This is a genomic window from Apibacter sp. B3935 (assembly GCF_009827705.1).
In the GTDB taxonomy this organism is placed as follows: domain Bacteria; phylum Bacteroidota; class Bacteroidia; order Flavobacteriales; family Weeksellaceae; genus Apibacter.
Genome location: NZ_WINL01000001.1, coordinates 1 through 22,649, shown reverse-complemented (window position 1 = coordinate 22,649; position 22,649 = coordinate 1). Strand labels below are relative to the sequence as shown.

18 protein-coding genes are annotated in these 22,649 nt (G+C 31.9%); 2 read left to right on the top strand and 16 right to left on the bottom strand.

The window, feature by feature from the left end:
- Positions 1 to 60: 60 nt before the first annotated feature.
- Positions 61 to 453, bottom strand: a complete 393-nt coding sequence (locus tag GFV00_RS00090; RefSeq protein WP_160556813.1) for an SRPBCC family protein — start codon at positions 451 to 453, stop codon at positions 61 to 63.
- A 29-nt stretch (positions 454 to 482) separates the two neighbouring features.
- On the opposite strand from GFV00_RS00090, the gene GFV00_RS00085 reads away from it, so the two are divergent.
- Positions 483 to 1,097 (top strand): NUDIX hydrolase, encoded by a 615-nt coding sequence (locus tag GFV00_RS00085; protein ID WP_160556814.1) that lies wholly within the window; start codon positions 483 to 485, stop codon positions 1,095 to 1,097.
- Between the two features lie 69 nt (positions 1,098 to 1,166).
- Here the strand turns inward: GFV00_RS00085 and GFV00_RS00080 are convergent, their stop codons facing one another.
- The 4 genes from GFV00_RS00080 to greA form a co-directional block, all read right to left on the bottom strand.
- Positions 1,167 to 4,070, bottom strand: coding sequence for a DUF5686 family protein (locus GFV00_RS00080; RefSeq protein WP_160556815.1), 2,904 nt, complete (start codon positions 4,068 to 4,070; stop codon positions 1,167 to 1,169).
- A gap of 109 nt (positions 4,071 to 4,179) precedes the next feature.
- Positions 4,180 to 4,839 carry an ATP-dependent Clp endopeptidase proteolytic subunit ClpP gene (gene clpP / locus GFV00_RS00075; protein WP_105297863.1) on the bottom strand — a complete coding sequence of 220 codons (660 nt, stop codon included), beginning with the start codon at positions 4,837 to 4,839 and terminating at the stop codon, positions 4,180 to 4,182.
- A 67-nt stretch (positions 4,840 to 4,906) separates the two neighbouring features.
- Entirely contained in the window at positions 4,907 to 5,296 is a 390-nt protein-coding gene (locus GFV00_RS00070) for an HIT family protein (RefSeq protein ID WP_105297864.1), read from the bottom strand.
- 19 nt (positions 5,297 to 5,315) lie between these two features.
- Entirely contained in the window at positions 5,316 to 5,786 is a 471-nt protein-coding gene (gene greA, locus GFV00_RS00065) for a transcription elongation factor GreA (protein WP_160556816.1), read from the bottom strand.
- Positions 5,787 to 5,888: 102 nt separating this feature from the next.
- On the opposite strand from greA, the gene GFV00_RS00060 reads away from it, so the two are divergent.
- Positions 5,889 to 6,329 (top strand): hypothetical protein, encoded by a 441-nt coding sequence (locus GFV00_RS00060; RefSeq protein WP_160556817.1) that lies wholly within the window; start codon positions 5,889 to 5,891, stop codon positions 6,327 to 6,329.
- 467 nt (positions 6,330 to 6,796) lie between these two features.
- On the opposite strand, the gene GFV00_RS00055 is transcribed toward GFV00_RS00060, so the two are convergent.
- From GFV00_RS00055 to GFV00_RS00005, 11 genes are all read right to left on the bottom strand, one after another.
- Entirely contained in the window at positions 6,797 to 8,074 is a 1,278-nt protein-coding gene (locus GFV00_RS00055; protein ID WP_160556818.1) for a hypothetical protein, read from the bottom strand.
- A gap of 11 nt (positions 8,075 to 8,085) precedes the next feature.
- Positions 8,086 to 8,637: a hypothetical protein gene (locus tag GFV00_RS00050; RefSeq protein WP_160556819.1), complete on the bottom strand. Its 552-nt coding sequence runs from the start codon at positions 8,635 to 8,637 to the stop codon at positions 8,086 to 8,088.
- A gap of 556 nt (positions 8,638 to 9,193) precedes the next feature.
- Positions 9,194 to 10,339, bottom strand: coding sequence for a PAAR domain-containing protein (locus GFV00_RS00045; protein ID WP_160556820.1), 1,146 nt, complete (start codon positions 10,337 to 10,339; stop codon positions 9,194 to 9,196).
- 3 nt (positions 10,340 to 10,342) lie between these two features.
- Positions 10,343 to 12,571 carry a type VI secretion system Vgr family protein gene (locus GFV00_RS00040; RefSeq protein WP_160556821.1) on the bottom strand — a complete coding sequence of 743 codons (2,229 nt, stop codon included), beginning with the start codon at positions 12,569 to 12,571 and terminating at the stop codon, positions 10,343 to 10,345.
- A 348-nt stretch (positions 12,572 to 12,919) separates the two neighbouring features.
- Positions 12,920 to 13,471 carry a hypothetical protein gene (locus tag GFV00_RS00035; protein ID WP_160556822.1) on the bottom strand — a complete coding sequence of 184 codons (552 nt, stop codon included), beginning with the start codon at positions 13,469 to 13,471 and terminating at the stop codon, positions 12,920 to 12,922.
- Between the two features lie 67 nt (positions 13,472 to 13,538).
- A complete protein-coding gene (locus GFV00_RS00030; protein WP_160556823.1) occupies positions 13,539 to 14,804 on the bottom strand; it encodes a hypothetical protein in 1,266 nt (421 codons plus the stop codon).
- Positions 14,805 to 14,820: 16 nt separating this feature from the next.
- Positions 14,821 to 15,735, bottom strand: a complete 915-nt coding sequence (locus GFV00_RS00025; protein ID WP_160556824.1) for a peptidoglycan amidohydrolase family protein — start codon at positions 15,733 to 15,735, stop codon at positions 14,821 to 14,823.
- Positions 15,736 to 16,225: 490 nt separating this feature from the next.
- On the bottom strand, positions 16,226 to 17,488 hold the full coding sequence (locus tag GFV00_RS00020; protein WP_160556825.1) for a hypothetical protein: 1,263 nt from the start codon (positions 17,486 to 17,488) through the stop codon (positions 16,226 to 16,228).
- Between the two features lie 7 nt (positions 17,489 to 17,495).
- Positions 17,496 to 18,734: a hypothetical protein gene (locus GFV00_RS00015; RefSeq protein ID WP_160556826.1), complete on the bottom strand. Its 1,239-nt coding sequence runs from the start codon at positions 18,732 to 18,734 to the stop codon at positions 17,496 to 17,498.
- A 65-nt stretch (positions 18,735 to 18,799) separates the two neighbouring features.
- On the bottom strand, positions 18,800 to 20,065 hold the full coding sequence (locus tag GFV00_RS00010) for a hypothetical protein (RefSeq protein WP_160556827.1): 1,266 nt from the start codon (positions 20,063 to 20,065) through the stop codon (positions 18,800 to 18,802).
- Between the two features lie 17 nt (positions 20,066 to 20,082).
- Positions 20,083 to 22,649, bottom strand: a 2,567-nt coding sequence (locus GFV00_RS00005) for a peptidoglycan amidohydrolase family protein (RefSeq protein ID WP_160562674.1), incomplete at its 5' end; no start/stop codon positions are given.

Here is a 22,649-nt window from a genome sequence, read left to right as displayed (position 1 = left end):
CTTTATATAAAAAAAGCTATTTTAAATAAAATAGCTTTTTTTTATGTTTCAAATTTAACGTTATGAAATTTTAGTAACTCCTTCCGTTAAGGCTTTAATTAAATTTTTTAAAGGCTTTTCAACCATGGCAGATATAAACATATTAAATTTACCATCAAAATTAAATTGAACTTCACTTGTACTATCTGTAACCTGATCTATCAATAAACTTAAGTCAAAATTCAAAGTTTCTTTAGCCGAACTTAATACAATTTTTGAATAAGGAATTCTTTCTTTCATTTTCAAGGCAATTTCAGGCATTCCTTTTAATGCAAAAACAAATCCATCTTCATCAGCCTCAAACTTATCAATGGTTTCAGGCATGAACTTTTTAAATTCAGAAGGCTGAGATGCTAACGTGTAAATATCTTCTGCCGATTTATTAACCAGTATTTTTTCTCCTTTAATATTCATTTTTGTAATTTTGGTAAAAACAAACACAAATGTACAAAATTTCTGTAAACCAAAGATTTCTTACCCTTGGTAAAAATAAGAGAAAAGGTGCCATTAACCTTCCATACGAAAATTCGAAAACTTTGGTATACGCTCTGGATATTTTGTACCATACGAAAATAAATTCAATTCATATTTACTCATCTGAAACAAAAAAAGTTTGGAAAAAATTACAAAAAATAGCTACACCCGTGTATGCAGCGGGAGGATTAGTTAATAATAGTAAAGACAATTATTTATTTATTAAAAGAAACGGTTATTGGGATTTACCGAAAGGTCATGTGGAAGAAAATGAAACTTTTAAAAAAGCTGCCAAACGGGAAGTAGAAGAAGAATGTTCTATTTCTAATCTAAAATTAAAAAAATACCTAACGACAACTTATCATGTGTATCAATCTGAAAAAAAATACTTTTTAAAAATAGTTCAATGGTTTGAAATGAAGTATGATGGAAATGAAAAACCTAAACCTCAAAAAAATGAAGGAATTGATAAAGCCCAATGGATTAGAAAAAAGGATATCCCTAAACTTATGAAGAAAACCTATGTAAATATCAGGGAATTAGTCGGCACTTATGTTTTAACTAATTCTCGAATTAAAAAATAATTAATATAAAATTCAATAAAAAAAGGAGTACTATAATTACTCCTTTTTTTTCTTTTTAAATCGTGATTTTTAGAATGTAAATTGCATTCCAAATTTAACTCCGAATTTATTAACATCCGGCATATGTAAGTAATTCCCTCTCCAGTTAAAATCTACTCTAAAGATTCTTAAATTTCCAAACCCTATATTTTCGATACCAAATCCATATTCATAATAGATATCTTTATTAGGCGCTACATATCTGATATTAGAAGCATTCATATTCTTGGAGCCTTCGGATATATCTCCCCAAACACCTCTGAAAATCGCTACTTCTCTTAATTGTAATTTTTTCAATAAAGGAATATAGGAAAATATCCTTCCGTTGAAGTGATGTTCAACATGCAATGCCGTATAAATATCGGTTACGAAATCATAGTAATCCAGCAATGCAAAGGTATTATTTACGATACCGTAAGACTGGTTACCCGGTATGATTCCTAACAAGGATAAGGGCAATTTATTAAACGATTTACCGAATTCAAAAGTAACATTCGATTTACCAATCGGTCCCCAAAGGATCGGATGATTGTATAAAAATTGTATTTTATCATAGTTAAAATCACCATCCAACACTCCATTGAATCCTTTTATATATTTTAAAATTAAGGTTGGAGATAAAGTCGTATGCTCATATCTGTCTAATCCAAAACGAGAATATTTAGCTCCCGGTCTCGCTTGAATACTAAATGTTAAATGAGAATCATACAAATCGTTTTTAATATCACCTTTTTTGTTGTAATAACCGATATTAAATTTGAACGGATTCGCCGATTTTATGTATTGATAAGTTCCATCTAATCGCAATTGTACATTTTTCCACGGTTCAATAGATAAAAATGCATTGGTTTGATTGACAGAACTCAAATATTCATTACTTCCTCGGGATATGATGGAAGATGACGCAAAAGAACGGGTCATAATTCCCTCATTTTCTGTAAGCGAAGTCCCTAACTGAGTTATATCCCTTTTTGTTCCCGCACCTATCGTAAAACGATTGTATTTGTTTAACATCAAGCGCCCTTCAAAACCGTATTTAAATTGATCGTCTTTAAATCCGTATGCCGTATATCCTTCCACTCTCCACATATCATTGGGAGAGAAAAATGTCCTGGCTCCTAAACGAATTCTGGTTCCTTCAACATCGTTATATCCTAGTGTTTGATACAGATTTCCAATATCAATGGCATTACCCACATTGACATAGCCTGAGGAAAGAATTTGTACGGCATCTACAATATTTCTAAATAATCGGGTTTTAGATACCTTGTCTACCATTTCATATGCCTTTTTATCATCTTCATTGAGACGATCCGGACGATTGTCGGCCCAAAAATCATCTTTTCGGTTGTAAGCTCCTTCAGAAATAGGTTCCCATTGTTGATCTAAAAGTTTTTCTACAGTGCCTTGCGGCTCATCGAATTTATAATCATTATAAGTTATGGTACGTTTTGCAAACATACCTTTTCCTCCTTCTTTTTTAGTTATAAGAGACATATCCAAAACCGTGTAATTTCGTAATGGAATAAAGATTGAATCATTGACATTGTCATAATTCAATTCCATATATATATCTTTAACGAAGTTTACATTAATACCCGAAGTAGATTGTAAGGTTACTTGCTTTACTGCATAAGTATCTTTAGTAATATATAAATCTCCTTTAAAAGTAAGCTCATTTTCTCTTCGAGGTCTGTATTTAATATAATAACAATCAACTCCGTCTACGGAAACCGTATCAGCTAATAAATAATCGTATACGGAAAATCCAATAGTAGCTACCGGACTGGTGAATCCTTTATTAAAAAAGTTTAACACATTATCGTATATGTTAACATCTTTATACAAATTTTTAACCGTATTGGCTACAATATCATTATTAGGAATTCCGGAAGCTTTATTTCCTCTCAAAAAAGATTTTTCCCGTTTGGAAGGCGTATTTTGTCCAACTATATCGGAAAGGGATTCGTTAAGAAAAACGGGAATGTACGTTTTTCCTGAGATATCTAATGTATCTATGTCTTTGGCTGAAATGTTTAATTTTTTAAAGATTTTTTTACTTATAAAAGCACTATCAACATTATTTAAATCAAATTCGATTTTCTCATATTCTTTATATTGATAATTCTTAAAATTAGTCAAACCGTTGGTTCTTCTTCTCTTCCATAATTCACGCAATATACGGTATGCCGGATTTTCTTTTTTTGGTAAACGTTTTTTCGGAAAACCGGTAACTACTACCTCGTCTATTTCCTTTTCTTTGCTTACGGTTCCTTTATCGGTTGATTGGCTACTATTTTTGTTTTTTAATTTGAGATTTACAATTAAGCCTAGATTATCTCCCCTTTGTAAGGGTATATATTTTGTCGGGTATTTATCTGTAATAATTTGTAACGTGTCAATGTATTTATTGGATTGTAATTCAAAATTTCCATCACTGTCTGTAGTGGCGTAAACCTGAGTATTTTTAAGAAAAATATCAGCATCCGTTATTGGCTTCTCTGTATCTTCATCTAGCAATTGACCGGAAACTCTAACGTAATTAACTTGCTGGTTTGAAGATGGTAATATTGTATCGGTATCAATTTTAGTTTGATTGGTAATTGATGGAGGAATTGAGGATGTACCAATCTTATCTTTTTCAGAGAATTTAATAATTAAATTTAAGTTTTGTTTTTTATTGACAGGAAATGACTTTTTCTTATAATTTACAATCTGAACAACGATAGAATCAAAGTTATTTTTAGATTCGAGTGAAAAATATCCAATATTATTTGAAAGGGTTGAAATTTCGGGAGCTTCAGGAAAAGATATTTTTGCTCCTTCAATAGGACGCTGGGTATCCTGATTTATAATTACCCCCGTAATTTTGATTTGTGCATTATAAGATAAACTAAATAAAAATGCAAACAAAAAAAGTAATTTATTACTCATTGAACGTTATTTAAAAAAACAAAAAACTTTCGTTTGTAGATATCGAACAAACGAAAGTCTTAGTATAAATATTATATTATATGTATGTGGTTCTCAACAAAACAAAGCTTTACCGTTTTTCAAGAACTTCATCAATAAGTCCATATTCTTTAGCTTCTGAAGCAATCATCCAATAGTCCCTATCTGAATCCTTCTCAATTTTTTCAAAAGGTTGACCGGAATGCTCTGCCAAAATTTCATATAATTCTTTTTTCAGCTTCAAGATCTCCTTTAATGTAATTTCCATATCGGAGGCTTGCCCTTGAGCTCCTCCCAATGGTTGATGAATCATAATTCGAGAATGTTTCAATGCTGATCTTTTTCCGGCAGCACCTGCGGTCAATAATACGGCTCCCATAGAAGCAGCCATACCGGTACAAATAGTAGCCACATCGGGCTTAATAATTTGCATGGTATCGTATATACCTAGTCCGGCATACACACCCCCTCCGGGAGAATTAATATATATTTGAATATCTTTATTGGCATCTGTACTTTCCAAGAACAATAATTGAGCAGTTACAATATTGGCTATTTGATCGTCTATACCTGTTCCCAGGAATATAATTCTATCCATCATCAACCGAGAGAACACATCCATTTGTGCTACATTTAATTTTCGTTCTTCAGTAATATATGGAGTCATTGAATTTACGTACTGATCTACCGCCAGACTATTAATTCCCTGGTGTTTTACTGCATATTTATGGAACTCTTTTCCTAAATCCATTTTTATTAATCTTTTTCTAAAATTTTTTACTTAATTTTCTCACTAAAACTATACCAAACAAGAGTCTCTATAGATAAGACTTTATTTTGTCAGCAATTTCAGTAAATTCTTCCGAACTCAGTGTCAATTTGTTACCAAAATTCATGTCTCCGATAGCGTTTAATGGGATCAGATGAACATGAACATGGGGAACTTCCAATCCTTGTACAGACATTCCTACCCGTAAACATGGAATAGCTTTTCCTACTGCCTGAGCAACCCTATAGGTAAAATCCATTAATTCATCATATTCTTCTTTGGGTAAATCAAACAGTTTATCGGTTTCTTTTTTAGGAATTACTAATACATGTCCTATTACTATTGGAAATGCATCTAAAAAAGCAAGGTGTTTTTCGCTTTCTGCAACTTTATAACAGGGAATTTCTCCTGCTACGATTTTTGAAAATATACTTGCCATAGGTTGTAAATTTAGCTTATTAATCTAGTGAAATTTCTAAAATCTCAAAATTAATTCGATTACCGTTCGGTAAATTTATTTCGGCAGTATCTCCAACTTCCTTTCCTAAAAGTCCTTTAGCAATGGGTGTATTAACAGATATTTTTCCGGTTTTTAAATCGGTTTCCGTATCCGGAACCAAGGTATACTTCATCTCCTGTCCATTGGCAGTATTCTTTATTTTAACAGAACATAATATAGCTACTTTAGAAGTATCAACTTGCGATTGATCTATTATTTTAGAATTAGAAATTATATCTTTAAGCTTAGCTATACGCATTTCAAGCAGACCTTGTGCTTCTTTAGCCGCATCGTATTCCGCATTTTCAGATAAATCACCCTTATCCCTAGCTTCAGCAATTTGCTGTGTGATTTTAGGTCTTTCAACTTGTTCCAATTGATCAAGTTCCTTACGTAATTTATCTAGACCTTCTTTCGTTACATAATTCATGATACTATTTTTTGTAATTTTGCGTTGTAATTTATAAACATAAAAAAAATAACCCGACTCTTCACGGTCGGATTATCCGTATGCAAATTTAGCAAATTTATTATGATTAAAAAATTAATTCTTTATATATTATTAATTTCACAGTTATTCATCTTCATCCAATGCGAAAATGGAAATAAAACAATTAGTTGTTTTCCTAATTCTTCTATAAGTTATTCAGCCGATCTCAATTTACCTCAGTTCCAAAAATTATCCGGTATTAATGGTTATGCTTATATTGAAGCGGGTCCTTTAACCGGTACTAAGGGCTTAATATTGGTTAGAATAGAGGCTAATAAGTTTTTAGCCTATGACAGAAATGCGCCGCATATTTGCCCGGGACCTAATACCCGATTGGAAGTAAAAGACGATTTTTATATCTATTGTCCTGAAGATGGAGCAAAATGGTCTCTTACTTCCGGTCAACCGTTAGAAATAGCTGACCGAGCACCTAAAATTTATCCTGCACAATTGGTTGGAAATACGGTTATAATATCGTATTAATTTTATATAATATTTTTAACACTTATCAGTTATAATAATATACTTGTATAGTATACAAAAATTAATGCATTGCCTGAGCAGCTGTGAATTGTTTTCAAATTTATTTAACTACTTATTCACGCCTTTTTTTCAATTATACTAATAATGTAAGGATTCTGAAGGTATAAATTATAAATAAATTTAAGATAATGATTCTTATATTATGATACTATATTAATATAATATAAATTTTATTTTATGATAGTTATCAGAAGCTTGTTGTGAATTGTTTTCAAATTTTATGAATTATAAATTAATTATTTCTAATTGAAATCTCAATTTTATTGATTATAAGCAGATGAGATTAATTAATTTAAAGATATTACCTTTTATGATTTATAAGATTTAGTTTTTGAAGAATTTATATATTAATTTGATAAATTAATAATATTATTTTGATAGTTAAACATTTTATTTTCTTAAATTATCTATTTCATATCTTTTTCATCTAAAAAAAATCCTTCCCCTTTTTTCTTTATTTCTTTTTTACAGTCAGTATTTCCATTACCCAAATTATTTTTTTGAACATAATTTTCGTATAGCTTTTGTTCCATATTTTCCCATTCTTCTTTAGTATAATTTTTTCCTTTATAGGTTTTATAAAAATTTTTATTTTTTAAAAATTTATTATTTTTATCGTAATCTTCAAATTCTAAGTTATTAAATGATTTTACAATAAGTTGTAATGCTCTTTTACTAATTTCCCAATTATAATTTTTTAAATTTGGATTAGAACCAATAGATTCAAAATAATACCATCCTTTTAATGTGCGAATTATATAGATTTGTATAAAAGCATTAAAAGTTAAAGAAGATATACTTCCAGATAAAGTAAATAATTCTTTTATTTTAGTATTAATATTGTTTATAGATAATTCTTTTATTGCTGAAATTTCTAAACTATATTCTTCTCTATTTTTTAGACGTTGTATAGAGTTATTATATACTTCGTCTACAATTTTAAATTTTTCATTTTCATAGAAAAAAGAAATAATAATTCCTTTATTATCACCATCAATGGTATGTTCAAATAAAAATTGAGATAAATTATTATTATTATTTATACTGTATTTTGCATCCCAAGAAGCCGGATAATAAAACTCAATTGGTTCATTAAAATTATAATCAAATGGTTTCAACATTTCAGCCATTTGCCAATTAGATTTATTTATTAAATCCCAATTAGAAGAAATATGATACATAGTTTCTGCTAATTCTTTATATGATTCTGAATAACATGAAACTTTAACTAAAAAATAGTTGGCCCCTCCACTAGGATTATAATCCTTCATTGTTGTATAACGTGATATAATATTCTTTTCTCCCTCGTTTTTTGATGTGAGGACATCTAGATAAAATCCTGTGGTTTTTCCTTGAATTTTTCTTTCTTGTAATAAAACTTCTCCCATTAAGTAAAGTTTTTTCTTTAGCCAATCCGAACAATTTATATCATATAAAATAGTTTCATAACCTACGGTTATTTCTATATATGGACTTTCATCTATTCTTGAATAAAAACCAATTTCTGTGAGATTTAAATCTTTATTCTTTATTTTATCTATTGAGAATGGTTTCACATTATTTGGTAAAACTATCCAATAGTGTAAATAATCGTTTGATTTAGTATATAAACATTGCCAATAATTTGCTTTCAAATATTCCTCTGAAAATGAAGTTTCTAAAGGAAAAATAGTCTCAAATTTCATAAATTTTTTTTTTAAAATCCAAAATTTGATGTTATTAATTGCATAGTTTGATCTAAAACAGGATAATTTTCTGCATTACAATCAACACGAACGCAAAAGTAAACATTTTCCTTACTGTAAACAGTGTGACGCGTAATTATTGAATCTCCATTGTCGGTAACTGTTGTTAATATATCTATATATTTCTGACCTTTAAATTGTAATTCCCTACTTTTTAATATTGTTTCCTTAGATAGTTTCAGTTTATTTAATAGCCAATCAGCAGGAGATATTTTATTTTTTATTTCTTCATAATATACAGTTACCTCAATGAATGGAAACTTCTTATCTATATTTTGATACCTACCTATATTAATTAAATCCATCCCATCAATAGGTAATGGATCTAATTCTAATGGTTTCACATTAATAGGAAGTACTATCCAGTATTTGATTTTATAACCAGCTTTTTTATTATTATAATTACATTGCCAAAAATTTTTTTGTAAATATTTTTCTGAAAAGCTATTTTTTATTGGAAAGGATATATTTTTTTTTTCTATTGAATCTTTTGTTTCTTCCATAGTTGTATCTTTACTTTTTATTGATTGAAAATCTAAATTGTTCTTATTACATGATATTAAAAAGTGGAACAGAACAAAGATTGTGATATATTTTTTTTTCATATTTTTTATTAAGATTTTAAATTTAAAAAAATATTCCATATAGCATTAAAAATGCTCCCAAACAAAAGATTACTTTAAAACCTAATATAATTTTATCTCTATAATTTATAAAAATACTGATAGGAAATTTATTTAGATTCATAGCGTTGTATGTTTTATGAAAATTTATTAATGTGTCTAACATTAATGGCACAGTGTATGTGGTCCAAATTACTAAGGTTATTACACCTGATCCCATAATTAATGAAAAACTTATATCATCATATGTATTTTTTATTTGAAATTTGAATATACTTAATAAAAAAGTAAACAAAAAATCTAAAGGAATTATAATAAATATCGGTAAAAATATATACCAAAATTTTATTTTTATATTATTATATCCAAACGAAATTATAATACAAACTAAACTATATAAAAGATAAAAAAAAATTTTCATAAATTTTAATTTCATTTATTTACCTATCCAGACACTTGATAAACCACTTATCACAATTCCCTCTTTATTATCTTCTTTCTTTTTTTTATCATCTTTCTTTTTTTTATATCCGAAAAGCCCTCTTGTATAATCAACTATGTTATTTTTTATATCAACTATGTTATTTTTCATATCAACTATGGGCTTATAACTTAGACTTAAACCTCCACCTAATTTGACACCTAAAATAAATGATGCACTTACATCTAACCCAAGATTTAATGAATAATTATCCTTATCGAGGTAGGCTTCTGCTCCTATATCCCAACCAACACCACATTTTACTCCAGCTTCTATTCCTGTTTTAATTTTATTATTTTTACCTTTATTCTTAATACCTGCATTTAATACATCTGTGCCTATTTTACCTTCTGCTTTAGCCCATCCAGCTTCTTCTGTTGTTCTTAATTTAAATCCGTATTTTTTTTCTTTACCTCCCTTATAAGCCTCAGTAGTTGCTTCATGCGTAGCGTATAATGCTTTAAATTCAGCTTCTCCATAGGCCAATCTTGCATCATCTTTACCTATTTGACCTTCCACATTATATCCTATTGCTTGAACTTCTGCACTAGATGTTGCACCATAATATCCATTACCCCATCCGGCACGTGCTTCCCCTTTTGCATTAAATAATTGAGCTTCAAGTTTACCACTTGCAAAATCATTTCCAAATTTTGACTTATAATCTAATGCGGTAATTTGTCCCTTTATTTTATCAAATTCTCCATTTTTTTTTTCATCTATTAGATCATATCCCATATAAAAAGGTCTAGCTTTGATATCTGCCCAATCAGGTGTGTTTTCTCCTTTTTTTATATAACCTTTTTTATCCATATTTTCAGCTAATGATAGATGTCCATGTTGTGGTGGTTTTCCAATTTCTGGCTTATTAGGACTTGACACACAACTGGTTTTATCTCCTTTTCTGGCGGCTGGTTTACCGTTTATCAATACAGTAGAATCTCCCTCTACAATTTTTCCTTTACTATGAGAGGAACACTTAAACCCATCTCCTTTCCTTGCCGCAGGCATACCTCCTATTAACACATTGGAACTTCCTGAAATAATCATTCCTTTATGCCCCGCAGTATCTTTTAAAAACCTTGCTGCAAACTTTGCCATAATCTATGAATTTATTTTAACTAATACTGCTTTAACATCGGCAACCTTCCCTCCTCTTATATCTAATTTAGATACTGCTTTTATATTACCTTTTTTTAAAGCTCTCATAATAAATTTTAAACCAACAATTGAAATGTTATCCTTTTTAGCATTCAATTTTATTGAACTTGTGTCTGATGTAATATTTGTCTTTTTCTTTGATTTAATTTCTATTTGTCCTTCGTCAGCTAACATTTTTATTTCCTTTTCAGTTAATGTTAATGAAGTTTTTCCTACTTGTAATGTTATTTTTGTATTTCCTTGTAAAGTTATGTTTCCTTCATTATCCATTTTCAACAAGGCATTCTCATCTTGAGAATCTTTATCACCTCCAACTGTAATAACCTGAGTGGTAGAGGTGCTTATAAATGAATTACCTGCACCATCAAATTTCATGCTTGTTTGTCCATGATCTTCCAATATAACAGAACCTTTTTGGTCGTTCATTAATAATTTACTTCCGCTAGCCGTTTCTAATCCTTTCATATAATTACCTGCTCCCCCGTGTCCGGATTTACCTCCCCCATTAAACATAGCCCCTAAGCTTACCGGCTTTTCTGCATTTCCGTTTTCAAAACTTACGATTACTTCTTCCCCTATCTCAGGCACTACATGCATTCCTTTGCCTTTTCCTGCATACGGGGTAATTGAACGAATCCAGGGTGTCATACCATTAAAAGGCTTTTGCCAAGGAAACTGTACCCGAATTCGAGACATTCCTTCCGGATCGTTATTATCCGTAACCGTAGCCGATTGCTCTTCACATAAAGGAATTGCATCTTCATCCATATATTCAGGAACCATATTGTCCATAGGTACGCCCACCAATTCATTATAATACCCTTCGGTAATGTCTTGAGAATGCGTGATTTCTATAATTTTATATCGTTCCAAAGGAACTTCCCCGTCTTTAAAAAGTCCGCTTTTAGGCATCCAGCCTTTAAGCTTTACAATATCTCCCAACCTTAAATTAGGATTATTGGTCTTAGCTTCTAAAAACAGTACATGCTGACGTCTGAGCTTTTGCCTTTCCACGGCTTGGGTTACCTCAATAGAACCTTTTTCCAATAAAGATTGATTGTATAAGGATAAAGGCACCTTAGCGTATATTTTTTCCGAAGCAGTGATAGCATGTTGTTGAAAAGGATTAACAATACTCCATTTAGGAGGAATACTGTCAGAGTCTACCGTATGGTTTTGAGCCCTTTTCGCATCATAACCAACATAGCTGAATTTTTGAGGAACTAATCTCATTTTCAGCTCATAACTGTAAACATCTTTTTCTTCCACCAATTCCACGGTTTTACCTCCCGCTCCTCCAAAGACAATTTGTTGCCCGTTATAATAGAGCCATTCCCCATACCTTGTAGCCAAACGTTTAATAAACTCCCAATCCGATTCACGGTATTGTACCGTATAAAGTAGAGGGTCTTTTAACATAGGACGTAAGTCCCAGCTGAGCAAATCCGATTGATATTCCGAAGTGGCCTGTTGAATAATAGCGTCCAAACTTTGATTTTCAAAACTTTGGCAATCCAGCCCGTTTTCCAATAAAATAGTAGGAGCATGGCCCTTGATAAAAAGCTTATTATAACCATCCACCTTTTTATTGGAAAGCTCGGTAACAATACCCGAAAAAATATAAGCGGTTTGTCCGTATTGTTTGAGTTGAATAGAAATTTTCTTACCTAAAAGCTCACGAGAATTGGTCATCGGATAAGAATCCCTGTCACCGAATGCTTCCGCATAACAAGAAATTTCAAAATGGTCATGGTCCGCCATTTTTTGGTTTAGCGTAAGAGTAAAATGACTGTCTCGTAATACTTCGTTACCATCGATAGAAATAGCTGCATAAACAATATGAGAATTTTTAAGTTGAGAAGCTAAATCCCCTCCATATTTAGCAAAAAAATTAGAAGCCATATCTTTAATTTTCTTTTCCAGAGCATCCGGAGGAGTTACACTAAAACAATCGGGAGGTTTAATGGCATCTTCAAGTTTAATGGATCTATCACTACCGGCAACTATATTTTTTTTAAGCATATCAAGCTTATCCGAATGATCGGAAACAGGAGCTGTAAAAGAATTAATTTTTTGATTTACCTTATCGGTAATTCCGGAAGAATCAACTATATTTTTAGTCAAATCTTTAGTGTTAATATTCACCGAATTCTTTTTATCCAAAGGATTCATGGGATTGTAATTTAATTAAGTTAAAAAATAAAAACTAATATTTATATAAAATATGGAGTAAATATAATGATTTTATTTATTTATTAATAATTAAATATTAAAAAATATCTTAAATAAATACATAAAATAATAAATATATATCTATAAAAGCTAATAAAATTAAATAATAGAGTCGATTTATGAGTTTTGAATTTTTTATTAATATCTACACTATAAATATTACATAGATGAAATAATAACTTATAATGTAATATATTGGAGATGAAGCTTTTAATAGTAAATACGATTCTTTAATTTAAAATCAACATAAACATAGGATTTAATTCTACTAATAAAAAGCTTTATTGTCTACTTTCTAAGTCCTTCTTTGCGTTTTTCCCAACCATGCGGATCGGGTTTATCTTTATGATCGGGCGAATATCCGTTAAGTATTTTAGATTGCAACCAAAAATAATTTTCCTCCTCTCCGCTTTCTTCCATAACCAAAGCCAATCGGTTTAAACTTTGATCTAATCCTTTACTGAAACGCTCCCGTTTCCATGCCTTAACTTCTCTTATTTTAGCCGAATCATAGTCTTTATCTTCCCATTTTGAAACCCTTTTAAAAACTTCCCATTCCCAACCGGCACTGTCTATGGCATAATGTAGATCTTTGGATATCAAATCAGGATCGCTGATAAATATTCCTTCCTCTTCTTTTTTCAGATAACCATTGTCTGCTAAATATTTTCCATAATCTTCATAAGGTCCGGGAACACTATAAGCAGTTCCATCCTTATTTAAATTACCGGTAAGTTGAATCAATCCTCTCCCTTTATAAAAGGAAGTACTGGATTTATATTTACTCGGTTTTTCTTGCGATAATTTAAAAAATCCCGTCTCTGCATTTACTTGAGCCAAAAAAGTAATCTTTTTTGAATACCAATATTTATATTATATCTGAGCCTTTACGTGTACCTTGCTTAAATTATTCGGGAGTTTCCTTATCACTAAATTGTTCCGCATAATCTACCATTTCTTCTAAATGGGGTAAATTATAGTAGTTGTTTTCTATAAAGGTGTTTTTTAAATCATACCAAGGCTCCAAATCATCTATTAATGAGGCGTGATATGCACCTAAGATATTTCCGTTTCCCCACCTTACAGTTCTTGATAAATGATATTTCCTAAATAGAGGATCACAGGTATTGGCTAAATACCCTATTTTTTTATAACTATATCCTTTTTGCGCTTTTGTTAAATCACTTTTATCTAATTCTCTTAATAGATATAATGTGCTGTCTATTAAATTTATTGCATAGGTGCCTTCATTCTCATTAGTTATATGTTCAATCGTTTTTAATATTCCTTCTCTGATATATAATTTATCATCCGTTTTAAAATTATCTACAAAAATTAAACTTCTAACTTCTTGCCCAAACCTATATCCATCCGATTTATATCGATAATATAAACTATCTAAAACACTTTTATTAATTTTATCTTCCTTGTCAAAATTGAAATTTAATAATAAGTCATGGGCCAATTCTTTTTCTTTAGAGAGTAAATATGTCAAACCGGCTTTATCTCCATACATTAAGTATTTATTTAAGGTTATTACTTTCAAGTTTTGTTTAACCGAATACTCCTTTTTATCGATACTATTTATTTTTATTAAATCCTCCAAAAAAACCATGGGGGTTATTATTTTTCTTTCCTTGTCTATAAACAAATTCCATCCATCCCAGGCAAAAGTATATTTATATTTATCAAAAGTCATGGTTTTACTGACATTACCTTTTATCTCCTCATCCGTATAAGCTACTCCTCTTAGATTGGCAAAACGAAGTGGATATAAGGTAACTATCGTTTCTTTACTTTTATCCAGATCGATTCCAAAAAGATATTTTACACGTTCTCTGAATTCGGCATACTCCGGAAATTTATATCCGCTGTTTAACAGCGTTTTTTCAATTAAGGGTTGTTGTAAGTCTAAATCTTCCCGGGTGGCAACATATTCGTTTTCCGGAGTATGATCTTCTACAAAAACCCGTTTTTGTAGTTCAATATGCTCGGCTATTTTTTTTAAATCTATTTCATTATTCATAACGGGCTTATTTTCTGTCGATTTTTCAATAGGTTTTGTTGTTGCTTCTTTATTTCCATTATTAAGTTGTATTGCCGTTTTATTTTCTTGGCCTTGACAAGAAAGTAAAACCAATACTTGTATACATGAGACCAATATCTTTCTCATAATTCTTTGTTTTTTATTATTTTTTATTAATTTCAAAGGTGTACCCTTGATCTTTCCACCGTATTTTTTTATCTGCCTTACTAAAATGAACTTTGGGGGTATAAAAACGGCAGGGAGTTAAGCTTTGCCTATTTTTAGTTAGAGGGTGATCGAGCAAATGGTAAGAATTTCTTAACCATTTGAGTTTAATAACTCCCTTCATATCTAAAGTTTTATCCATCCCATAGGGTGTTTCAGAAGAACTGATCGCTTCAATGGTGGTAACTATTTCCAGGGTTTCTTCTACTTCTTTTCCTTCTTCATTTTTCTTTTTTATCTTTTTTTCTTCGTAATCGATAATTACTCCGGTATGACCCATTCCTCCGCTTTTATTTTTCCATATAAATATATCTCCTTTTTGAGGTTTGTAATTTATATCATCATGTTTCAGTAAATATTCCGAATAGGTTTCCCCGAAGTCGTGCAGTATCCTTGTATTTCCTGCCATTACCTTTTTACTCCATTCTATTTTTTGTAAATATCGGCACACTAATTCCGAACAATCCATCGTATTTTCTCCCGATTCTTCTACTCGGTTTTGATCGTTGGCATATCTTACTTTATACGATTTTCCTGCTTTTGCCTCTTCCTGGCTTATGGCTTTGGTTAATAACCAATCTATTCCCTGTTGTATCTTTAAATCGCCATCAATATAGTCTAACGACTTGTCTACCTTTTCACATTCTGCTACCTTAAATAGGACCTTGGTTGAGTTTTCAACGGCTACGGATAATTTCCCTTCTTTTCCTCCTCTGTACCATACTTTTCTTTTATCCCGAGAATTCGTTTTTTTATTTAGTATTTTTACAATCATTTCCACTACCGCATCATCGGAGGATTGACCGGTCTTATCTGCTTCCAAATACATTTTATCTTTATACCAGTCGGCCATTCCGGTTAGGGCTGCTTGATACGGGGTATAGCCTTTTTCATTAATTGCGGAAGTAAATACATTAAAACCACTGTCGGGAGCAAGTTGATCTATTTGCTCTTGAATTTTACCGTAATTATATCTCCCGGTTATCTGAAGCAGTCCCCGACCTTTAAATCTCCAGCCGTCTTCTCCTCCTTTATTTCCTAATTCCTTACGATTGCCGTAAGCTATTTCTGCTATTTTTCTTTGATTGGCCGGGTGCTGAGCCGTCCTTCCATATTGATAGGCTAATTCATTAGGAGGCCCCTCTAATTTTCCTGTGCTGCTGAAGTTAATGAAATGTTTGGGTAAATCTTGCGCAGCATAATTTAAACTTTCTCCTTCTAAGGCTCCTTTTAAATCTAAGCCCGATTCTTCGCGAGATTGTGCAAAAAAATGTGCTTTTCGAGCACAAGTGTCTATGTTAAATTTATCTTTATTTTATAAATTTTTATTTAAAAAGGGATTATTATTTTATTGGTCTCGCTTTAAATTCATAATCTAATGGTTGTGGGGAATCGGGTATAGACTCATCATCTAAAAATAGATTTTCTTCTTTTTTTGCTGCTTCATACCACTCTTTAAATTTGGATAAACCGTAATAATTATTCTTTTTAAATTCCTTATCATAAGTGCCATCATCCTTATAATGCCAAAAATGCCCCATAAACATTTGATTATAATCGTAATGTTTATCGTATTTATATTGCTCTCCCCAATACATCAAATGAGCTGCTATTTTGGCTTTTTGCGCATCACTTAATTCTTTGTTAGCATTTAGGTGTTCTAAATTTGTAAGATATTCAGCTACATACATAATATATAAATTTTCATCCGGTGTAGACATTTCTTTTAGAAGATCTAAAGTATTTTGATGAACTCGTATTTCTCCATTACAATCTTTAGTCCATAATAATTTTCCCAACTCCTCCAAATCATTGTCATTAGCATAGGTATAAAAGAGTGGAAGATGGGTATTTTCTAGTGCCCACTTCAATAGTTTTTTATCTTCAGTATATCCAAAGTCTGTTACCAAACTGCGCATAAAAAACTTATCATGCGTAACCAACCATGGAAACTGGCTTTTATCGTCAGTAAATAAGTATTTGTTTCGTGAGATTAAACGCTGTTTATTGAAATTTCTTTTTTGCAATAAATTATTTACATCTTTCCACATCAATACCTCTATTTCACCATCGGCAGTATCAATCATATATGAATTTTCTTCATATTTTGATACTTCAGGATATATTTTCTGATAATCTAATACTACTGGAAGAGGTTCAAACTGTGTAATAAAATTATATTTTTTTGCTACATATATATAATTAAACCCCATATAGGTTGGATAATATTCTAAATCCTCATTGCATTTATAATATCTGTCTATTTTTAAATATGAATTTTCTGATTGATTGTCGATTATCCTTCCAAAAATCTTTTTTATTTTTTGATTAAAATCCTCTATTTCAGGGGTTTTATATCCATTGTTTTTTAAAATAGTGTCTTCAATTTGTACTAAAGCATCTAAATCTTCCTTTCCATATGTTTCCCCCCAATATTCTGGACTAGCACCTTCTTTAATTTGTTTTATCAGTACGTCTTTTATTTTAGATGTTTCCATTTTTTTTTCCTCTATATTTTTGTTTGTCAGACTCACCTCTTTTTTTTCTTGACAATTCATTATTGCAAAAAGGGTGATTGTGTTTATTAACAATAATTTGGTTTTCATATATTTTTTATCTTGAACTTTCTCCTTTACTGGTATCTTGAGTTTTTTGGTTTAATTTTTTATTTGCTTCATTGATAGTGGCATATTCATCATTTTTATTCAATTTATCTTCTTCTTTAATAACGTATCCTTTAGGCTTAAAAAAACCTCTAAGTTTTTTATATATTTTTACTCCTTTTTCGGTATAAGAATAGAATGTGCTACCATCAAATTTATAATTAGGTGAAAGGGTTATCATGTTTCCTTGATTTCCCCCTAAACCAATATAGGTGTTTTTATCTAATAATCTTCCATATACTAAGGTTATATGTCCTGATCCTTTCATTTTTCCATTTGAATAACAATCTGAAAATACGGCTATGGCACCAAAGAACGCCTCACAAGGTTCTAATGTGTTGTGATTGAAAAACATACTCGAACTGGCAGAATGAGGTGATTTAAATTTAGGCGTTGAATTCTCCAAGCACCAGGATACAAATGAGGCACACCAAGGTACTCCACTATCACTACCTGAAGTTCCTCCTGCTTTGTGATATTCTCTTATTCTTTTGTCAATTGCTTTCTCATGTTTACCGCCGTAATTAATTATCTCTTGAATAGCGGTTTCCATCCATGGCGCCCTGCCTTTGGCGCTTATAAATTCCAACTCTTTCTCTCCTTTGCAAACAGCCTTATCGTACTTAAACCATGTTTTTAACTTTCTAAGTCCTTCTTTGCGTTTTTCCCAACCATGCGGATCGGGTTTATCTTTATGACCTGGCGAATATCCGTTAAGTATTTTAGACTGTAACCAAAAATAATTTTCCTCCTCTCCGCTTTCTTCCATAACCAAAGCCAATCGGTTTAAACTTTGATCTAATCCTTTACTAAAACGCTCCCGTTTCCATGCTTTGATTTGTTTTATTTCAGCTGAATCATCTTTATTATCTCCCCATTTTGAAACCCTTTTAAATACCTCCCATTCCCAACCGGCACTGTCTATGGCATAATGTAGATCTTTGGATATCAAATCAGGATCGTTGATAAATATTCCTTCCTCTTCTTTTTTCAGATACCCATTGTCTGCTAAATATTTTCCATACTTTTTATAAGGTCCGGGATCATCGTAAGCAGTTTTATCCTTATTTAAATTACCGGTAAGTTGAATCAATCCTCTCCCTTTATAAAAGGAAGTACTGGATTTATATTTACTCGGTTTTTCTTGCGATAATTTAAAAAATCCCGTCTCTGCATTTACTTGAGCCAAAAAAGTAATCTTTTGTATGCAAGTATTTATATTATATCTGAGCCTTTACGTGTACCTTGCTTGAATTATTCCGGAGTCTCCTTATCAGTAAATTCTTCCGCATAAGCTACCATTTCTTTTAAATGGGGTAAATTATAGTAGTTGTTTTCTATAAAGGTGTTTTTTAAATCATACCAAGGCTCCAAATCATCTACTAATGAGGCGTGATATGAGCCTAAAATATTTCCCCTGCGCCATCTTACTGTTTTTGATAAATGATATTTCCTAAATAGCGGATCACAGGTATTGGCCATATACCCTATTATTTTATAACTATACCCTTTTTGCACTTTAGTTAAATCACTTTTATCTAACTCTCTTAATAGATATAATGTACTTGATATTAAATCTATGGTATAAATGCCTTCATTTTCATTAGTTATATGTTCTATCGTTTTTAATATTCCTTCTCTGATATATAATTTATCACCCGTTTTAAAATTATCTACGAAAATTAAATTTCTAACCTCTTGCCCAAACCTATATCCATCCGATTTATATCGATTATATAAACTATCTAAAACACTTTTATTAATTTTATCTTCCTTATCAAAATTGAAATTTAATAATAAGTCATGGGCCATTTCTTTTTCCCTTGAAAGTAAATATATCAAACCGGCTTTATCTCCATACATTAAATATTTATTTAAACTTACTATCGATAAATTTTGTTTAACCGAATACTCTTTTTTATCGATACTATTTATTTTTATTAAATCCTCTAAAAAAACCATCGGGGTTATTATTTTTCTTTCCTTGTCTATAAACAATTTCCATCCATCCCAGGCAAAAGTATATTTATATTTATCAAAAGTCATGGTTTTACTGACATTACCTTTTATCTCCTCATCCGTATAAGCTACCCCTCTTAGATTGGCAAAACGAAGTGGATATAAGGTAACTATCGTTTCTTTACTTTTATCCAGATCGATTCCAAAAAGATATTTTACACGTTCTCTGAATTCGGCATACTCTGGAAATTTATATCCGCTGTTTAACAGCGTTTTTTCAATTAAGGGTTGTTGCAAGTCTAAATCTTCCCGGGTGGCAACATATTCGTTTTCTGGAGTATGATCTGCTACGAAAACCCGTTTTTGTAGTTCAATATGCTCGGCTATTTTTTTTAAATCTATTTCATTATTCATAACGGGCTTATTTTCTGTCGGTTTTTCAATAGGTTTTGTTGTTGTTTCTTTATTTTCATTATTAACTTGTATTGCCGTTTTATTTTCTTGGCCTTGACAAGAAAATAAAACCAATACTTGTATACATGAGACCAATATCTTTCTCATAATTCTTTATTTTTTTATTATTTTTTCTTTATTTCAAAGGTGTACCCTTGATCTTTCCACCGTATTTTTTTATCTGCCTTACTAAAGTGAACTTTGGGGGTATAAAAACGACAGGCTGTAAAGCTTTGCCTATTTTTAGTTAGAGGGTGATCGAGCAAATGGTAAGAATTTCTTAACCATTTGAGTTTAATAACTCCCTTCATATCTAAAGTTTTATCCATCCCATAGGGTGTTTCAGAAGAACTGATCGCTTCAATGGTGGTAACTATTTCCAGGGTTTCTTCTACTTCTTTTCCTTCTTCATTTTTCCTTTTTATCTTTTTTTCTTCGTAATCGATAATTACTCCGGTATGACCCATTCCTCCGCTTTTATTTTTCCATATAAATATATCTCCCTTTTGAGGTTTGTAATTTATATCATCATGTTTCAGTAAATATTCCGAATAGGTTTCCCCGAAGTCATGCAGTATCCTTGTATTTCCTGCCATTACCTTTTTACTCCATTCTATTTTTTGTAAATATCGGCACACTAATTCCGAACAATCCATCGTATTTTCTCCCGATTCTTCTACTCGGTTTTGATCGTTGGCATATCTTACTTTATACGATTTTCCTGCGTCTGCTTCTTCCTGGCTTATGGCCTTGGTTAATAACCAGTCTATTCCCTGTTGTATCTTTAAATCGCCATCAATATAGTCTAACGGCTTGTTTACCTTTTCACATTCTGCTACCTTAAATAGGACCTTAGTTGAGTTTTCAACGGCTACGGATAATTTCCCTTCTTTTCCTCCTCTGTACCATATTTTTCTTTTAGGATGTGACTTCGTGTTTTGATTTAGTATATCAACAATCATTTCCACAACCCTATCATCGGAGTATTGACCGGTCTTATCTGCTTCCAAATACATTTTATCTTTATACCAGTCGGCCATTCCGGTAAGGGCTGCTTGATACGGGGTATAGCCTTTTTCATTAATTGCCGAGGTAAATACATTAAAACCACTGTCGGGCGCTTGTTGATCTATTTGCTTTTGAATTTTACCGTAATTCTCTCTCCCGGTTATCTGAAGCAATCCCCTTCCTTTAAATCTCCAACCGTCTTCTCCTCCTTTATTTCCTAATTCCTTACGATTGCCGTAAGCTATTTCTGCTATTTTTCTTTGATTGGCCGGGTGCTGAGCCGTTCTTCCATATTGATAGGCTAATTCATTAGGAGGGCTTTTTTCATTCAAGGCCGGATTGGCCCGAAAAGCTTTAAAATGTTTGGGTAAATCTTGCGCAGCATAATTTAAACTTTCACCTTCTAAGGCTCCTTTTAAATCTAAGCCCGATTCTTCGCGAGATTGTGCAAAAAAATGTGCTTTTCGTGCACAAGTGTCTAAGTTAAATTTATCTTTATACTTATTTAAAGCTTCTGCCAATTCTTCTAATATTTTAGTATCTTTTACCCCGCTATAAACCTGTTTTAATAAATCAACTGTAATATCTGCCTTACATCTGGGACATTCGTATGTATTGATCAAATTCTTCCCCCTGGCCACGGTAACCAAAGAAACAGAAGATAAATCTTCAAGATTTCCCAGATCAGAAACATAGAGCGGATTAAAAAAATGGAAAAAAACAGATTCCACCTTTTTTAATTGTTCCGCAGTAGGAGTTTGCCCTTCCTCCAAAGTGGGCATGGCAATGCCCACCTGCGAATACTCCTCATTAAAAACCTTTTCATACGAATCCCTGTTTACCGTCTTCAGCTGAGATTCCAATTCCACCCAAATCGTTGCATCGTTTGCATCCTTTTCCTCCTTAAAAACAGCGATATAGAACACCTGAGGGCTCGGAACGTTCGAGTCCCTCTCCGGGGTAAAATCCAGCGACAGTAAGCCGTCGGTCCCCACCACCTCTGCCTCATACCTTTTTGCCTGTGTTGCCACCATAAAGGACTTTTGCTTTTCGTTATAAGAATCCGCCCAATCATCCGCCCCCAATTTTTTATACACAATCACCGTCAGTTTTTCCTTAGCCATACCCACGGTATGTACCCAAACCGTATGCTTTATGCCGTACTCAGTAGTCTTTATCTGAACATCATCCGCTGCCTCATTAGAAAAGCACATAGAAGTAATGCGCGCAGGAGCAGGGACTTTCAAATATTCTCTGCGATCCAATACCAAATATAACGTTTTCCCGTCTATATGCACCGTTTCCACTTCTTGACCGTCTGCCTGGTGGATCAAGGATATGCGAGAAAGATCCAACGGTTCTTTTGAGGTAAATTCCACCGTAAAAAAAAGTTGGGTCTGTACTTTAGGGTCGGGATTGATGGTTTGTATCTTTTCTTTACTTTCCCGGTCCACAATAAAGGAAAGTTGACAACTTCCTTTTTCATCCAAGGCGGCATCCAGTTCTTTTATCAAACATTCTTGTCGGCGGAAGGTTTCCAACGGTTCAAAGTTGGGATGTTCTGCCCAAATCGTTACTTTGATTCCAACGCTCTCCAGCCCTTTCAAACTAAGGTAGAAATAATTTTCTTCCTCCCAGCCCGTCTCGGTCCTTCTGGTTCCGTTTTTGTAACACCACAGGGCTC

What these genes read in the sequence shown, in the direction of transcription:
- GFV00_RS00090 (WP_160556813.1), bottom strand. Translation starts at nt 453, where the DNA reads ATGAATATTAAAGGAGAAAAAATACTGGTTAATAAATCGGCAGAAGAT.
- GFV00_RS00085 (WP_160556814.1), top strand. Translation starts at nt 483, where the DNA reads ATGTACAAAATTTCTGTAAACCAAAGATTTCTTACCCTTGGTAAAAAT.
- GFV00_RS00080 (WP_160556815.1), bottom strand. Translation starts at nt 4,070, where the DNA reads ATGAGTAATAAATTACTTTTTTTGTTTGCATTTTTATTTAGTTTATCT.
- clpP (WP_105297863.1), bottom strand. Translation starts at nt 4,839, where the DNA reads ATGGATTTAGGAAAAGAGTTCCATAAATATGCAGTAAAACACCAGGGA.
- GFV00_RS00070 (WP_105297864.1), bottom strand. Translation starts at nt 5,296, where the DNA reads ATGGCAAGTATATTTTCAAAAATCGTAGCAGGAGAAATTCCCTGTTAT.
- greA (WP_160556816.1), bottom strand. Translation starts at nt 5,786, where the DNA reads ATGAATTATGTAACGAAAGAAGGTCTAGATAAATTACGTAAGGAACTT.
- GFV00_RS00060 (WP_160556817.1), top strand. Translation starts at nt 5,889, where the DNA reads ATGATTAAAAAATTAATTCTTTATATATTATTAATTTCACAGTTATTC.
- GFV00_RS00055 (WP_160556818.1), bottom strand. Translation starts at nt 8,074, where the DNA reads ATGAAATTTGAGACTATTTTTCCTTTAGAAACTTCATTTTCAGAGGAA.
- GFV00_RS00050 (WP_160556819.1), bottom strand. Translation starts at nt 8,637, where the DNA reads ATGGAAGAAACAAAAGATTCAATAGAAAAAAAAAATATATCCTTTCCA.
- GFV00_RS00045 (WP_160556820.1), bottom strand. Translation starts at nt 10,339, where the DNA reads ATGGCAAAGTTTGCAGCAAGGTTTTTAAAAGATACTGCGGGGCATAAA.
- GFV00_RS00040 (WP_160556821.1), bottom strand. Translation starts at nt 12,571, where the DNA reads ATGAATCCTTTGGATAAAAAGAATTCGGTGAATATTAACACTAAAGAT.
- GFV00_RS00030 (WP_160556823.1), bottom strand. Translation starts at nt 14,804, where the DNA reads ATGAGAAAGATATTGGTCTCATGTATACAAGTATTGGTTTTACTTTCT.
- GFV00_RS00025 (WP_160556824.1), bottom strand. Translation starts at nt 15,735, where the DNA reads ATGGCCGACTGGTATAAAGATAAAATGTATTTGGAAGCAGATAAGACC.
- GFV00_RS00020 (WP_160556825.1), bottom strand. Translation starts at nt 17,488, where the DNA reads ATGAAAACCAAATTATTGTTAATAAACACAATCACCCTTTTTGCAATA.
- GFV00_RS00010 (WP_160556827.1), bottom strand. Translation starts at nt 20,065, where the DNA reads ATGAGAAAGATATTGGTCTCATGTATACAAGTATTGGTTTTATTTTCT.